This is a genomic window from Rathayibacter sp. YIM 133350, assembly GCF_037404875.1.
Lineage (GTDB): Bacteria > Actinomycetota > Actinomycetes > Actinomycetales > Microbacteriaceae > Orlajensenia.
In genome coordinates this window covers 350,775-364,180 of the sequence record NZ_JBBELO010000033.1, presented here as the reverse complement: position 1 = coordinate 364,180, position 13,406 = coordinate 350,775, and the positions used below count along the sequence as shown (strand labels likewise).

The following is a 13,406-nucleotide window of genomic DNA, read 5'->3' as shown; positions in this document are numbered from 1 at the left end:
CAGGCCTGATCAGCCAAGTCTAGGCAGAAGGATGCCGCGAACCACCCGCGTCCGCCGCGCGCGACGTCGAGCCGAGCGCTCAATCCACCCGTACTTCGACGTCGTCACGGGTCTTCCACCCGACGTCTCGATAGGTCGCCATGGCGTACCAGCGCAACGCGCGGAGCACGAACCACGACCAGAGGGCCATGGCGGGAGCCGTGAGGTAGACCAGGCAGCGCTGCCCGACGCTCTGGTCGCTGCGGGCGATCGAGAGATAGCGAGAGGTGACCGCCAGCTGGATGCCGATCGTGACGCCCAAGGCCCACAGCAGAAGACCGGGAGTCAACAGTGCACCCGAGAACAGCAACGCCACGAACACCACGGTGACGGCGACGTACGCGATCCACTTGGCCGCGTGCAACCAGTAGGCCGGGTGTGAGAGCGGGATGTAGCGGAACCGCCACCAGGAACGGATGAACGATCCGCGCATCCACCGCAACTGCTGGCGGGCGTGATGTCGAAGCCGCTCGGGCATGAGAGTGAATGCGAACGCGGACGGCTGCTGCACAGCCAGGCCTTGGCGTAGTGCGAACAGTGTGAGCATGCTGTCGTCGGACATGTGAACCGGCCGGCCGAAGAGGGTCTCCGTCAGATAGGTCTGCGCGTTTGCGCGGAGCAGGTTTCCGCGTTAGAACGCACATCCGCCGGAGTTGACCATGACGGAACCCACTGTGGACAATGCGGACCGGTCGCCGAGTTGCAGGCTGACGCAAAAGAGATCCATCATCCGCGTGAGCAGGTTGGTGCCGTAGTTCGCGGTCAGGATGACGGCGGCCACGGATTGCACTCGCCGATCCGCGAACGGCTTGAGGCCCTCTTCGAGGGCATGCGCGTCGAGCCGGCTGTCGGAATCGACCGTCACATAGATGTCAGCAGTCGACTCGAGGCGGGCTGCGACCACCTGCGCTGAACGTTTGCCGGCGTTCTCGGTACGTCGCCAGTGCCCGCGAACGCCCATGGCCGCCGTCTCGGCCACGAACCATTCCCGCACTGTCGCGTAGTCGGAGGTCGTACTTCCGTCATCGGTCAAGGCGATCGCCTGCGGAAGCCGCGTCTGCTCGAGCAGCGATCCCAGGCAGAGCCGGAGCGCCTGGGGGTCCTCGTTGTAACACGGCACGAGTACGACCACCGTGAGACGCTCCAGCGCTGCTTGCTCCTCTGCGTCCACCGTGAAGGGCCGGGAGAATTGCGCGGCGGCGAACTGCACGAGGAGCAGCACCAATGAGCCGAGGTAGACGGCCGTGGCGAGGCCCGTCTGGCCCCCGAGCACGACGACGAAATGTCGAGCGGCGAACGCGAACACAGCGAGACCGGCGATCGCACCGACCGCGGAAGCCAGACCGGGCAGCCGCCGCGCCGCCAGCATCGCGCCTAAGCTCTGCCGTGGTCTTCGGTGCCAGTGCCAAATGGGCCCTCGGCGGGAGCAGGCCCCCCGAACACCGGCCGGCTCTCGTCGGCGAATCCCACGTAGCCCTGGTTCATCACCGGCTGGTGAGCCAGGGAATGGCGTCGGCTCAGTCGGATGAGAATGATGCCGACGATCGCGGCCAGCACGGCCGCCACGAGGAACCAGTACCAGCCGGTCGCGACGCCCGTGAGCGCGAGCGCTCCGGCAGCAGTACCGGTTCCCGTCATCCCGTCACTCATATCGCACCCCTCGCTTCAGGGTAGGACGTGGCCGGAGAGGGGGCAAGGCACCCTCGAGCACTGCTCCTCGAGCGTGATTCAGACATCCGACAGCGAGCGGGTCTAGTTTGTAGCAATGTCGTCTGCTGCACGATCTACCCGGTTCGCGGTGCTGTGCGGCATTCTCGCGGCGGCGCTCACGGTGGCTGCGAGCGAGGTCGCTGCCCTCTTCATCGGGTCGTCTACCTCGCCGCTGTTCGCGGTGGGGTCGTGGGTGATCGACCTCACTCCAGGCTGGCTGAAGGATGCGGTGGTCGCCGCGTTCGGCACCGCCGACAAGATCGTGCTCTTCATCTGCCTGGGCATTCTGCTCGTGCTGCTCGCCGCGCTGATCGGAGTTCTCGAATACCGCCGGCCTCCCTGGGGCTCGGTGGGACTGGCCGTCATCGCGGGAATCGCCATGGTGGCGGTGCTCACGCGTTCCGGCGCAGGCGCGTTGTCGCCCCTGCCGACGCTGATCGGCGCGGGCGTCGGCGTGTGGGCGCTGCGCACCGGCATCCGTCGGCTGCATGCCTGGCAGGATGGGCCGGCCCCGGATGCGCGCGGAGTGGATCGGCGCTCGTTCCTCGTGTTCGCTTCGGTCTCGGCGGCGGCAGCGGTGATCGCGGGCACCGGCGCCCGCCTCGTGAACGGCGCGAGCACCGCCGTCAATTCGGTGCGGGATGCCCTGAAACTGCCCCGCCCCGCCACGCCCGCCGCGGCGGTACCGGCCGGCGCGGAACTCGGCATCGAGGGACTCTCGCCCTATGTCACGCCGAACGCCGATTTCTACCGCATCGACACCGCCCTGGCCGTCCCATCGCTCGACCCCTCCGACTGGAAGCTCCGGGTGTACGGCATGGTCGACCACGAGTACGAGCTCAGCTGGAAGGAACTGCTCGAGTTGCCGATGACCGAGCACATGCTCACGTTGGCGTGCGTCTCGAACGAGGTGGGCGGCGACCTCATCGGCAATGCACTCTGGCTCGGCTACCCCCTGCGGGAGCTGTTGAAGCGGGCAGGGCCGAAGGCCGGTGCCGACATGGTGCTCTCCCGCAGCAGCGACGGCTTCACGGCCAGCACGCCGCTCGACGTGCTGCAGGACGAGGGCACGGATGCGCTGCTCGCCATCGGCATGAACGGCGAGCCGCTGCCTCTGGAACACGGCTTCCCGGCCCGACTCGTCGTGCCCGGTCTCTATGGCTACGTCTCAGCCACGAAGTGGGTCACCGAACTGAAGGTGACCACCTTCGCGGCCGACCAGGGCTATTGGACCGACAAGGGATGGACCGCCCGCGGCCCGGTGAAGACCGAGTCGCGCATCGACACTCCGCGCTCGGGCGGATCGGTGAGGCCCGGACGGGTCGCGGTGGCCGGCGTCGCTTGGGCGCAGCACACCGGTATCGCGAAGGTCGAGGTGCAGGTGGACGACGGCTCCTGGGAAGCAGCAACGCTCGCCGACTCGGTCTCGGCCGACACCTGGCGGCAGTGGGTGTACCCGTGGGACGCGCGCGCAGGGCGGCACACGCTGCGCGTGCGGGCGACGGATGCGTCGGGCTACACGCAGACAGGCGCGACCGCACCCCCGGCTCCGGATGGTGCGACCGGATGGCACGAGGTGACGTTGACCGTCGCCTGAGAGAAGGGAAGCACGTATGAAGGCAGCCAGCTTCAGCCGCTTCGGCGGTCCGGAGGTTCTCGAGATCGTCGATCTTCCCGACCCTCATCCCGCCCCCGGCGAGGTGCGCATCGCCGTGCGCGCTGCGGGCGTGAACGCGAGTGACTGGAAGAAGCGTCAGGGCCTGATGGATGAGGAGCTGCCGCAGACGATGGGCTACGAGGCCGCGGGCATCGTCGACGAGCTCGGCGAGGGGGTGACGGCGGTCGCTCTGGGGTCCTGCGTGTTCGGGTACTCCAACGGCGCCGCGCAGGCGGAGAAAGCGGTGCTGTCGTTCTTCGTGCCGATCCCGCCTGCACTCGACTTCGCGGATGCCGCGGCTCTCCCGTCGGCCGTCGAGACGGCTGCGCGCGCGCTCGACCAGCTCGGCGTCGAGTCCGGCTCGACGCTGCTGATCAGCGGCGCCTCCGGATCGGTCGGAAGCGCTGCCGTGCAGCTCGCCGTGTCTCGGGGAGCTCGGGTGATCGGCACGGCCAACCCGGCCAACCACGACGCGCTGCGTACTCTCGGCGCCGAGCCGATCGCCTACGGGCCGGGCTTGAAGCAACGCGTGCTGGCCCTGGCGCCCCATGGCGTGGACCGCGCGCTCGACGTCGCCGGAAGCGGCATCCTGGATGAGCTCATCGACCTTGCGGGCACCGCCGAGCACGTTCTCACCATCGCCGACTTCACCGGCTCACGCACGCACGGCGTGCGCTTCAGCCGAGGCGACTCGGGCAGGGCCACCTACGCGCTCGAGCAGGTGAGCGCGCTGATCGAGGCGGGCCGCTACCAACTGCCGCCGGTGCACACCTACCCACTGGCCGACATCGCGGAGGCCCACCGAGCCGGCGAGTCGGGTCGCATGCGCGGCAAGCTCGTGCTCACCGTCGACTGACGCCCACCGCGTCCGCCAGCACTGGTGCGGCGTACTTCTCCTCCACAGGCGTGGATGCGGTGGACGTGCCTGTGGATAACAAATTGCCTGATCAAAGTGGCTTCTTTGCCGTTCCAGTGTCGGTGGGCGGTGGGATCGTTGAGTTATGCAGAACCCGGCCCTGGATGCTCTCGCGGAGGAGCTCGCGACGCTCGACGCGATCTGGTCGGGTGCGCTGCCCGCTTTCGGTGCCGTCGCCCAATTGGGTGCTGGGGAGCAGGTGGAGTGCATGAGCGATGCCGGCCTGGTGCAGGTCAACGACGCCGCCGCCGCCATCGTGCGTCGCGGTCTCGCGGTGCTCAGCGCGTCCGCTGCCGAGATCGCCAAGCGGTCGGCGCCCGAGCTGGGAAAGGAGGGTCTGGCGAAGAGGCTCGGGTTCCCCAACGCGACCCAGCTGGTGGCCGCCTCGATGCGCGGCCGGGCAGCGGAGGCGGCCAAGGTCGTGGGCGTGGGTAAGGCGTGTGCTCCCCGGCAGGCGATCAGTGGTGAGCAGATGCCCGCGCGGCACCCGCATGTCGCCGACGGTGTCGCATCCGGTTCGATCAGCATCGACGCCGCCTCGGCGATCGCGGCCATGCTCGACCGGGTGGGTGTGCGCGCGGACCCGGTCAGAGCGGACAAGAGCGAGCAGGTGCTCGCGAAACTGGCCGCCACGCTCCCGTACGACCTGCTGCTGAAGGCGATTCAGCGGGCCGAGGCCCGGCTCGACCCCGACGGAGTCGAGCTCCGGGAGCACGAGGCCAAGGCGCGGCGGGCGTTGACGATACGCCACCACCACAACGGCATGACGCACCTGCGCGCCGTGCTCGACGCCGAATCAGCGGCGGTCATCAAGACGGCCATCGAGGGCATCGTCACGCACTGGATGAGAGCCGGCAGCGACGCCTGCGCCTCCGGGCATAACGAAGACACCGATGGCCGGGTGGCGGAGGGCGCCGGCGTGATGGGAGACGGCCGTACGATTCCGCAGATGCAGGCCGATGCGCTGGCCCTGATCGCCCGGCACGCTCTGGGCTGCCGGCGGATGCCCGAAGCGCCGGCCATGAGCATCGTGGCCCGCGTCGAGATGCAGACTTTGGTGGATGGTCTCGGCGTGGCCACCATCGACGGGTTGCCCCAACCGGTCTCCGCCGGCACCATCCGGCGCATGGCCGCCACCGCCGAACTCATCCCCGCCGTCTTCGGCGGAGCAAGCCTCCCCCTGGACCTCGGCCGCGATAAACGCCTCTTCAGCCGCGCCCAACGCCTCGCCCTGGCCGAACGCGACGGCGGCTGCGCCTCCTGCGGACTCGACGTCGCCTACTGCGAAGCCCACCACATCCTCTGGTCCAAACGCGACCACGGACGCACAGACCTCAGCAACGGGGTGATGTTATGCCCGCCCTGCCATGCCCGCATCCACCACGACGGCTGGATCATCAAGATCATCAACTCCCACGTCTGGTTCCAGCCACCACCCCACGTGGACCCGCAACAGAAATGGCGACTCGGCGGCCGCGCCCGATTCGACCCCGTCGCCGCATAACCGAAAGTGAGGGGCGGTTGCGCTGCCCTGGGCGGTGCTGCCGTCGGCGGAAACGGATGCGGCGGTTCCGCCCGCGGCGCAGGCTGACGTCATGGCAGACGACGACCCTCAGGTACCCCGGTTCGATTCCCGGGCCCGGCAACAACTCCTCCACCAGCGCGTGCTCGTGCTCGACGGCGCCCTCGACGACGACAACGGCACGCTGCTGGCCACCCAGCTGCTCACCCTCGCCGCGGAAGACGAGCACACCGACATCGCACTGTGGATCCACTCCCCCGGCGGCTCCGTGCATTCGATGCTCGCCATCCGCGACGTGATGCGACTCGTGCCGTGCGACGTCTCGACCCTGGCCCTCGGCATCGCCTGCAGCGCAGGCCAGTTCCTGCTCTCCTCCGGAGAGCCCGGCAAACGCTACGCACTGCCGCACGCGCGCATCCTCATGCACCAGGGCTCGGCCGGAATCGGCGGCTCAGCCGTCGAGGTCGAAGTGCAGGCCGACGACCTGCGCCACATGCGCGATACGGTTCTCGGCCTCATCGCCTCAGACACCGGGCAGCCGGTCGAGCGCATCTTCGAGGACTCGCTGCACGACCGCTGGTACACCGCCGCCGAAGCTCGCACCTACGGTTTCATCGACCACATCGTCGACTCGTTCGTCCAGGTCATGCCCGCCCGCCGGCATCCGGTCGGCTTGGGGGTTCCCGCATGAGCAGCTACACCATCCCGAGCGTGATCGCCCAGCATCCGCGCGGCGAGCGCATCATGGATGTCTACTCGCACCTTCTCACCGAGCGCATCGTCTATCTCGGTACGGCGATCGATCCCGGCGTCGCGAACGTGCTCATCGCGCAGCTGCTCCACCTGGAGGCCGAGAGCCCCGACCGCGAGATCAATCTCTACATCAATTCCGAGGGGGGCGACATGACGTCGATGCTGGCCGTCTACGACGCGATGCAATACGTTCAGGCACCGGTGGCCACCACGTGCGTCGGGCAGGCTATCGCTGCCGGCGCCGTCTTGCTGGCTGCCGGAGCTCCCGGTCGCCGAGCGGTGCTGCCGCACACCCGCGTGGTGCTGCACCAGCCCGCCGCGCGGGGTCAGGGCACCATCCCCGACCTCATCCTGCAGGCCGACGAGGTGGTGCGGGTGCGTTCCGAGATCGAGAACATCCTCTCGGAGCACTCTGGCCAGTCCGTCGAGACGCTGCGACGAGACACCGACCGCGACCGCGTGTTCACTCCCGAGGCGGCGGTCGCCTACGGGCTCGCCGATCGAGTGCTAGGCCCTCGACGCTCCGCACGCAACTGAGGGTGCGCGGGTGGTGGCCCGCGCATCCGTCAGGCGGCGAGCGCCACCATGCTGCGGCTGAGGGCGGCGTGAACGGATGCCGTCAGCTCGCGTCGGCGCAGTTCGTCGGCGACCTGCTGGGTGAGGTCGACGAGCGAGCTGTCGAGGGCTCCCGCCACCGCCGCGATCATCTCGCTCGAGGGCTCCTTGCGACCCCGCTCGATCTCGGAGAGGTACTGCGGCGAGATGCCCGCGCGCTCCGCGGTCTCGGTGAGGGTTCCCCTGCGCTCGGCGCGGAGCCTTCGCAGGCGATCCCCGAGCAGCTCCCGCCAGAGCGGCTCGATGGCCGGCGGCGCTGTGGGCTTCTGTGGTTCGTCGGGCGCATGCTGCTTCATGGCCTCACGTTAGGCATCCGGGCACCGCGCTGTCAGCCGATTCCGCTCAGAGCAGACGAGGCAACACAGGGCTAGCATCGCAATCAGCGCAGCGCTTCGCTACGTCTTCACGTCGACGACGACCTGCAAGGAGACCGCTCATGTGCCGCTGGCTCGCTTACGCCGGTGATCCGCTTCTTCCCTCGATACTGGTGCTCGATTCTCCGCATTCGATCGTCGCGCAGTCCCGCAATTCGCCTCTCGGCGCCGAGACCGTGAACGGCGACGGATTCGGCTTCGGCTGGTATCCGAGGGACGACCGCACCTCCGGCAAGCCCTCGCTCTTCCACAGCACGGAGCCAGCCTGGAACGACGAGAACCTGCGCGAGCTCACGACGGCCATCGAATCACCGCTCTTCTTCGCGCACGTGCGGGCGGCGACTCATCCGCCCGTGCAGCAGAGCAACTGCCATCCGTTCCGTTACGAGAACTGGATGTTCATGCACAACGGCGCGATCAGCGGCTGGCCCATCCTCAAGCGAGACCTCACCCTCGCGGTCGACCCGGCGTTGTATCCGCTCATCAGCGGCACCACGGATTCCGAGGTCATGTTCTACCTGGCGCTCACCCTCGGCCTGCAGCAGGATCCACTGAACGGACTGCGTGAGGCGGTGCGGCTGGTCGAGGCCACCGGTCGCAGCCACGGGGTGCGGTTTCCCATGCAGGGCACAATGGCGGTCTCCGATGGACACACGCTCTGGACCGTGCGCTACTCCACCCAGGGCCGCTCGCGCACCCTGTTCCACTCCGCCGACATCCCCACGCTGCGCCAGCTGTACCCGGATGCGGAACAGTTGCACCTGTTCAGCGACCACGACCGGGTCATCGTCTCGGAACCGCTGAACGACCTGCCCGGTGCCTTCCTCGAGGTTCCCGAGTCAACGGCCACGATCATCGACGTCGACGGATTCCGCTACGAGCCCTTCGCGGTGGCCGCGTGAAGTTCAGATGAGGTTGATGGTCACGTCGTCGATGTAGAGCAGCCCGGCGATCAGCACCGACAGCGTTCCGGTCGCCAGCAGCAGGCCCGGATGCGCGAGGCCGAGGATGATGGCGCGCGTGCGCGGCGCATCCTCGAGAAAACGGCTCGGCAGGCGCGTCATGGCCGGCCGCGCCCTCCAACCGCGCAGCCGGGTGAGGAACCAGACGTAGCGGAGGATGAGCAGCAGCCACAGGAATGAGACCACGACCGGAACCGCGGCGACGAGCAGCGAGATGCCCGCGCCGATCGTGTCCTGCTCGTTGCCGTGGCCGGCGGACTGCAGGTCGGTCGCGATCGCGGCACTCAGAACGACGGATGCCGTCCAGACCACGAACGCGAAGGCATAGCCGGCGAAGCGGTTGAAGAAGTGGCCGAGCACGGACTCCTCTCGCCTCAGCGAAGAGTGCGGGGTGTGGCTGAGCACCACGACGGTCGCGGTGAAGGTGGGGGCGACCATGAGCACGACGACGAGCACCCAGATGGCCGCGTGCCAGTCGAAGTGGTCGGCCGCGAGCAGCACTGGCACCCAGATGGCCGCCCAGACCCAGCCGGCGGCGAGCGGATGCGAGACGAGCCAGGTCGGATGCCGGCTCTCGAAGTGCGCGGCCGCACGAACCACAGAGCGTCGTGCGACGACGAGATCGAGCGGCTCGTTCATGCGACCAATGTAGCGGCAGCCGCTGGCGAAGCCGCGCGCTGAGCCCGTCAAAGCGGCGTACGCAGCGCGGGGACCGGCCCTTCGACAAGCTCAGGGACCGGACTCATCCGCTGCTCGTCACCACCGCTCGCTGAGCCCGTCGAAGCGTGGCACCCAGCGCAGGGACCGGCCCTTCGACAAGCTCAGGGACCGGACTTTCCAGCATCGCTCAACCACCGCTCAGGCACGGGACCTTCCCACCGCTCGCTGAGCCCGTCGAAGCGTCGCACCCAGCGCAGGGACCGGCCCTTCGACAAGCTCAGGGACCGGACTTTCCCCGCCGCTCGTAACCACCGCTCGCTGAGCCCGTCGAAGCGCGGCACCCAGCGCAGGGACCGGCCCTTCGACAAGCTCAGGGACCGGACCCTCCAGCGTCTCAGCCGACCGGGCGCGGCGGGCCCGCAGCCACCCGGGCTCGCGCGTACCCCGCGATCTCGTCGGCCGGCACCTGCCAGTTCGACTCCAGCCACCAGGTGGCGCCCGCGGCGATCCACGGCTGCACGGTCTCGGCGTCAGCGCCGGCATCGCGTCCCGTCGTCGTGCCCTCCTGCACGATGTCGAAGGGCGCATCCCCCACGCCGCGCGCCTCCCGCTCCTGCACGATCCAGCGGATCGCATCCGCTGCCACCTGCGGCGTATAGAGACGCTGCTGCTCCTCGGGACCGCTGGGGCTCGTGCCCACGGGCGCGTAGTTGGGAATCCACCCGTCGTAGTCCAGGACACGGCGCATCGATCGCATCCGTGGCCACGCACCGACGACCCACACCGGGATGCGCGGCTGCTGGACGCTCGGCGGCGGAAGCATCTGATCGGTGCGCTTCGCCCGGTAGTGCTGCCCGTCGAACTCGAACGGCTCCGCTCGCCAGAGCCACTGCATCAGCTCAAGGCTCTCGTCGAGCAACTCCGCGCGCACCTTGCGACCGGGATCGTCTTCGAAGATCCAGAACCTCGGCTCGGCCTCCGAGACGCCGAGCCCGGCGGAGAGGATGACGCGCCCTCCCGAGAGCCGGTCGACCGTCATGCTCTGGCCCGCAAGCTCCCACGGGCGACGCCGTGGAACAGGTGTGAGCATCGTTCCGAGGCGGATGCGCTCGGTCACGACGGCGGCAGCGGCCAACGTGGACCACGGGTCGACCGCCCAGATGCCCTCCCAGACGAAGAACCCGTCCCAGCCCGAGGATTCCGCCAGTGCGGCCAGTTCGACCGCGAGGTTCGGGTCGCTGCCGGTGAAGATGAAGCCGTACTTCATGCTCGAACGTTAGCGTGCGGCCACGACATCGTCGCCGGTGATGCACTGGGAGCACCCCGCGATGAATGCCCCGGCACGCGTAACCTTGACCCCATGGCACACGAATTCACGCACGAGGCGGATGCCCGGCGTTACGTGATGCGGGTCAACGGGCAACTCGCCTCCACGGTCGAGTACTCCATCCTCGGCGACGCCGTCTCTCTGACGCGCGCCTTCACGACCCCCTCGATGCGAGGAAAGGGCTACGCGGCTGAGATCGTGCGATACGCCGTCGATGACATCGAGGCGGGGGCCAACCGGCGCATCGTGCCGATGTGCTGGTACGTCTCCCAGTGGTTCGACGAGCACCCCGACCGAGCCCACCTGCTGAACGCGCGCCCTGTCGCCTGACCGCGCTGTCGCCTGACCGTCCTGGTGACGGGTCTGCCGTCTCGATGCCGCCGCTCAGACAGAGCCGGCGAGAAGGTCCGGCAACCCGGCGACCGATCCGAGGATGTGGGTGTGCCGGTGCCGGCCCAGTTCTTCCGCCGTCGCCGCTCCCGTCAAGACACCGACGACCAGCCGCGCTCCCGCATTGATGCCGGCGCCCAGGTCGTTCGGCGTATCGCCGGCCACCAGGACCTCGTCGACCGAGTGCACGCCCGCCACTTCCATGCTGCGGAAGACCAGGTAGGGCGCCGGGCGTGAGGCGGCCACCTCATCCGATGTCACGAGACCGTCGATGTCGCGACCGACCGCCCAGCCGACGGCGTCGAGGAGCGATTCGGCGACCTCGCGGGTGTAGCCCGTCTGCAGCACGACGGCCACGCCGTTGCGGCGGAGCTCGATGATCGCCTCGCCAACGCCCGGCAGGGCCGTCGGCGCCTCGCGGGAATAGGCCTCCGCCAACCGCACCAAGAACTCCTGGAACAGCACGTCGGCACGCGCGACGTCGCCATCCATCTCGGCGAGGATTCCCTCGATCGCCTCGCGCTTGCTCGTTCCGGTCCACCGGGCGAGCACGTCGGCGGGAACCGGCCGACTCAGCTCGCCCTCGATCGTCTCCTGCACGAGCTCGTAGACCACCCCGCCCTCATCGATCGTCGTTCCTGCCATGTCGAGTGACACGAGTCGGATGCTCATCGTTCTCCTTCGGGGATCTGGCGTCCCACTGTCGGTCGCGCCTGGCTGCGCGAGCGCGCGTTATGGATGGAGAGGGCGGCACGGTCGCTGCGGTAGCGGTCATCCGAGTACTCGATCGGCTCGCCGCGCTCGGACCGCGTCACCCGTTGCACACGCAGTAGCGGGGCCCCGCGTGGCACATCGAGCTGCTCGGCATCGACCGCGTCGGCGGGAATCGCGTCGATGGTGTGCGAGCCGCTGTCCAATGGCACGCCACGCTCGAGCAGGGCGTCGAAGATCGAGCCCGCGTCGGTGTCGATTCCGAACAGCGGGCGTCCCGCCCATTCGACGAAGGTCGTGCGTTCGAGCATGACGGGCGCGTCGTCGATCAGCCGCAGGCGGGTCAGCTCGACCGCGGTGTCGGCGCCCGACAAGCCCAGCGCCACACGGGCCGCATCGGATGCGGCACGCCGGGCGATCTCGAGGGTTCGCTGGCCGGGGGTTCGGCCCGTCGAGCGCACCCACGACGAGAACGAGAAGAAGTCGTCGATCGACTGTGCCAGCGGTCGCTGCTGCACGACCGGCACCTTGCCCTGCTGTGTATGGATGAGCCCCTCGGCGCTCAGAGCGGTGATCGCCTGCCGCACCGGGCCGCGGGAGGCACCGAACTCGGCACACAGCTCCGCCTCGGAGGGCAGGGCTGCTCCGATCGGGAGAAGCCGACCTCGTCGTCGTAGGCGCCGGCATCCTCGGGCTCTCGGTGGCATGGCACGCGGTTCAGGCTGGGCTTCGGGTCGTCGTCCTGGAGCGCGACGCCGTGGCGTCGGGTGCGAGCGTGCGCAACTTCGGGCACATCTGCACCTCCGCGCAGGCCGGTCGGGCCCTGGAGTTCGCCCTCGACGCCCGCGAGGAATGGTTGCGCATCGGTCGCGAGGCGGGCATCGTCGTGCGCGCCAGCGGAACCGTCGTCGTGGCACGCACGGCGGCCGAACTGGCCGTGCTCGAGGAGTTCGCGGCAACGCGTGACGGCCTTGCCGAGGTGCTCGACGCGCCTGCCACCGCCGCCCGGTCGGGGTTCTCCGCTCCCGGAACCGTCGGCGGCGCCTTCCTTCCCCTCGACCTGCGGATCGACGCCCCATCCGTCATCCCGGCCCTGACCGCACACCTCATCGCCCGAGGAGTCGACGTGCGGTTCGGGGAGAACGTGCTCGAGGTGACCTCCGGCAGCGTGCGCACCACCCGCGGCAAGTACGCCGGCGAGCGGGTGGTGGTCGCCGTCGGGCACGACGTCGACCGGCTTTTCCCCCAGATCGCAGAACGCGAAGCGGTGCTCCGCTGCCGTCTGAGGATGCTCGAGGTCGCCGCCCCGGGCGGCCTTACCGTCACTCCGGGCATCTTCACGGGCCTCTCGCTCCTGCGCTACGAGGGCTTCTCGTCGACCGCGGCCGCAACGGCTGTGCGGGACGAGATCGCCGCATCCGCACCCGAACTGCTCGATCACACCGTCAACCTCATGTTCACCCAGCGCCCTGACGGTCGGCTCGTGATCGGCGACAGCCACCACTACGAGAACACGCTCACGCCCTTCGAAGACGACCGCGTCGATGAGTTGCTGCTCTCGGAGTTCCGGCGCCTGCTCGACGTCGACGAGTTCGCCGTGCTGCGGCGCTGGCGAGGCGTCTACGCCTCGAGCGTGCGCGGCCCGTACCTCATCGAGCGTCCAGAACCGGGAGTGACGGTCGCATCGATCACGAGCGGCATCGGCATGACCACCGCCCTCGGACTGGCGCGATCCCTGCTCGCCTCAGACCTTCCCTGACCCACCTCGGC

The 13,406-nt window shown here is 68.8% G+C and carries 16 protein-coding genes; 8 read left to right on the top strand and 8 right to left on the bottom strand.

The window, feature by feature from the left end; genetic code table 11:
• Positions 1-79: 79 nt before the first annotated feature.
• From WDJ51_RS12210 to WDJ51_RS12200, 3 genes are all read right to left on the bottom strand, one after another.
• Entirely contained in the window at positions 80-517 is a 438-nt protein-coding gene (locus tag WDJ51_RS12210) for a hypothetical protein (protein ID WP_337852724.1), read from the bottom strand.
• A gap of 153 nt (positions 518-670) precedes the next feature.
• Entirely contained in the window at positions 671-1,408 is a 738-nt protein-coding gene (locus tag WDJ51_RS12205) for a glycosyltransferase (protein ID WP_337852723.1), read from the bottom strand.
• 5 nt (positions 1,409-1,413) lie between these two features.
• Positions 1,414-1,689 (bottom strand): hypothetical protein, encoded by a 276-nt coding sequence (locus WDJ51_RS12200; protein WP_337852722.1) that lies wholly within the window; start codon positions 1,687-1,689, stop codon positions 1,414-1,416.
• A 115-nt stretch (positions 1,690-1,804) separates the two neighbouring features.
• Here WDJ51_RS12200 and WDJ51_RS12195 point away from each other — a divergent pair, with 115 nt between their 5' ends.
• The 5 genes from WDJ51_RS12195 to WDJ51_RS12175 all read left to right on the top strand — a co-directional run bounded on the left by WDJ51_RS12195 (position 1,805) and on the right by WDJ51_RS12175 (position 7,134).
• Positions 1,805-3,346, top strand: a complete 1,542-nt coding sequence (locus tag WDJ51_RS12195) for a molybdopterin-dependent oxidoreductase (protein ID WP_337852721.1) — start codon at positions 1,805-1,807, stop codon at positions 3,344-3,346.
• Between the two features lie 16 nt (positions 3,347-3,362).
• On the top strand, positions 3,363-4,262 hold the full coding sequence (locus WDJ51_RS12190; protein ID WP_337852720.1) for an NADP-dependent oxidoreductase: 900 nt from the start codon (positions 3,363-3,365) through the stop codon (positions 4,260-4,262).
• Between the two features lie 145 nt (positions 4,263-4,407).
• Positions 4,408-5,826: an HNH endonuclease signature motif containing protein gene (locus WDJ51_RS12185; RefSeq protein WP_337852719.1), complete on the top strand. Its 1,419-nt coding sequence runs from the start codon at positions 4,408-4,410 to the stop codon at positions 5,824-5,826.
• Positions 5,827-5,917: 91 nt separating this feature from the next.
• Positions 5,918-6,535 (top strand): ClpP family protease, encoded by a 618-nt coding sequence (locus tag WDJ51_RS12180; RefSeq protein ID WP_337852718.1) that lies wholly within the window; start codon positions 5,918-5,920, stop codon positions 6,533-6,535.
• Positions 6,532-7,134, top strand: a complete 603-nt coding sequence (locus tag WDJ51_RS12175; protein ID WP_337852717.1) for a ClpP family protease — start codon at positions 6,532-6,534, stop codon at positions 7,132-7,134. Before WDJ51_RS12180 ends, WDJ51_RS12175 begins: the two co-directional genes overlap by 4 nt.
• A gap of 29 nt (positions 7,135-7,163) precedes the next feature.
• Here the strand turns inward: WDJ51_RS12175 and WDJ51_RS12170 are convergent, their stop codons facing one another.
• On the bottom strand, positions 7,164-7,508 hold the full coding sequence (locus WDJ51_RS12170) for a helix-turn-helix domain-containing protein (protein WP_337852716.1): 345 nt from the start codon (positions 7,506-7,508) through the stop codon (positions 7,164-7,166).
• A 140-nt stretch (positions 7,509-7,648) separates the two neighbouring features.
• Here WDJ51_RS12170 and WDJ51_RS12165 point away from each other — a divergent pair, with 140 nt between their 5' ends.
• Positions 7,649-8,488, top strand: coding sequence for a class II glutamine amidotransferase (locus WDJ51_RS12165; RefSeq protein WP_337852715.1), 840 nt, complete (start codon positions 7,649-7,651; stop codon positions 8,486-8,488).
• 3 nt (positions 8,489-8,491) lie between these two features.
• Here WDJ51_RS12165 and WDJ51_RS12160 read toward each other — a convergent pair whose 3' ends face one another.
• Together WDJ51_RS12160 and WDJ51_RS12155 are read right to left on the bottom strand one after the other, a co-directional pair.
• Positions 8,492-9,187: a hypothetical protein gene (locus WDJ51_RS12160; protein ID WP_337852714.1), complete on the bottom strand. Its 696-nt coding sequence runs from the start codon at positions 9,185-9,187 to the stop codon at positions 8,492-8,494.
• A 415-nt stretch (positions 9,188-9,602) separates the two neighbouring features.
• Complete coding sequence (locus tag WDJ51_RS12155; protein ID WP_337852713.1) at positions 9,603-10,475, bottom strand: LLM class flavin-dependent oxidoreductase; 873 nt, start codon at positions 10,473-10,475, stop codon at positions 9,603-9,605.
• A gap of 93 nt (positions 10,476-10,568) precedes the next feature.
• Here WDJ51_RS12155 and WDJ51_RS12150 point away from each other — a divergent pair, with 93 nt between their 5' ends.
• Positions 10,569-10,865: a GNAT family N-acetyltransferase gene (locus tag WDJ51_RS12150; protein ID WP_337852712.1), complete on the top strand. Its 297-nt coding sequence runs from the start codon at positions 10,569-10,571 to the stop codon at positions 10,863-10,865.
• Positions 10,866-10,919: 54 nt separating this feature from the next.
• Here the strand turns inward: WDJ51_RS12150 and WDJ51_RS12145 are convergent, their stop codons facing one another.
• Positions 10,920-11,597, bottom strand: coding sequence for a phosphonatase-like hydrolase (locus tag WDJ51_RS12145; protein ID WP_337852711.1), 678 nt, complete (start codon positions 11,595-11,597; stop codon positions 10,920-10,922).
• Entirely contained in the window at positions 11,594-12,343 is a 750-nt protein-coding gene (locus tag WDJ51_RS12140) for a GntR family transcriptional regulator (protein ID WP_337852710.1), read from the bottom strand. Before WDJ51_RS12140 ends, WDJ51_RS12145 begins: the two co-directional genes overlap by 4 nt.
• Between WDJ51_RS12140 and WDJ51_RS12135 the strand changes: the two genes are divergently transcribed.
• On the top strand, positions 12,337-13,395 hold the full coding sequence (locus WDJ51_RS12135) for a TIGR03364 family FAD-dependent oxidoreductase (protein WP_443218493.1): 1,059 nt from the start codon (positions 12,337-12,339) through the stop codon (positions 13,393-13,395). The two genes, WDJ51_RS12140 and WDJ51_RS12135, sit on opposite strands and share 7 nt — an antisense overlap.
• Positions 13,396-13,406 lie beyond the last annotated feature (11 nt).

Coding starts and splice junctions, on each gene's coding strand:
- WDJ51_RS12180 (WP_337852718.1), top strand. CDS start 5,918: ATGGCAGACGACGACCCTCAGGTACCCCGGTTCGATTCCCGGGCCCGG.
- WDJ51_RS12185 (WP_337852719.1), top strand. CDS start 4,408: ATGCAGAACCCGGCCCTGGATGCTCTCGCGGAGGAGCTCGCGACGCTC.
- WDJ51_RS12160 (WP_337852714.1), bottom strand. CDS start 9,187: ATGAACGAGCCGCTCGATCTCGTCGTCGCACGACGCTCTGTGGTTCGT.
- WDJ51_RS12165 (WP_337852715.1), top strand. CDS start 7,649: ATGTGCCGCTGGCTCGCTTACGCCGGTGATCCGCTTCTTCCCTCGATA.
- WDJ51_RS12205 (WP_337852723.1), bottom strand. CDS start 1,408: ATGCTGGCGGCGCGGCGGCTGCCCGGTCTGGCTTCCGCGGTCGGTGCG.
- WDJ51_RS12145 (WP_337852711.1), bottom strand. CDS start 11,597: ATGAGCATCCGACTCGTGTCACTCGACATGGCAGGAACGACGATCGAT.
- WDJ51_RS12210 (WP_337852724.1), bottom strand. CDS start 517: ATGCCCGAGCGGCTTCGACATCACGCCCGCCAGCAGTTGCGGTGGATG.
- WDJ51_RS12175 (WP_337852717.1), top strand. CDS start 6,532: ATGAGCAGCTACACCATCCCGAGCGTGATCGCCCAGCATCCGCGCGGC.
- WDJ51_RS12200 (WP_337852722.1), bottom strand. CDS start 1,689: ATGAGTGACGGGATGACGGGAACCGGTACTGCTGCCGGAGCGCTCGCG.
- WDJ51_RS12190 (WP_337852720.1), top strand. CDS start 3,363: ATGAAGGCAGCCAGCTTCAGCCGCTTCGGCGGTCCGGAGGTTCTCGAG.
- WDJ51_RS12140 (WP_337852710.1), bottom strand. CDS start 12,343: ATGCCACCGAGAGCCCGAGGATGCCGGCGCCTACGACGACGAGGTCGG.
- WDJ51_RS12155 (WP_337852713.1), bottom strand. CDS start 10,475: ATGAAGTACGGCTTCATCTTCACCGGCAGCGACCCGAACCTCGCGGTC.
- WDJ51_RS12150 (WP_337852712.1), top strand. CDS start 10,569: ATGGCACACGAATTCACGCACGAGGCGGATGCCCGGCGTTACGTGATG.
- WDJ51_RS12195 (WP_337852721.1), top strand. CDS start 1,805: ATGTCGTCTGCTGCACGATCTACCCGGTTCGCGGTGCTGTGCGGCATT.
- WDJ51_RS12170 (WP_337852716.1), bottom strand. CDS start 7,508: ATGAAGCAGCATGCGCCCGACGAACCACAGAAGCCCACAGCGCCGCCG.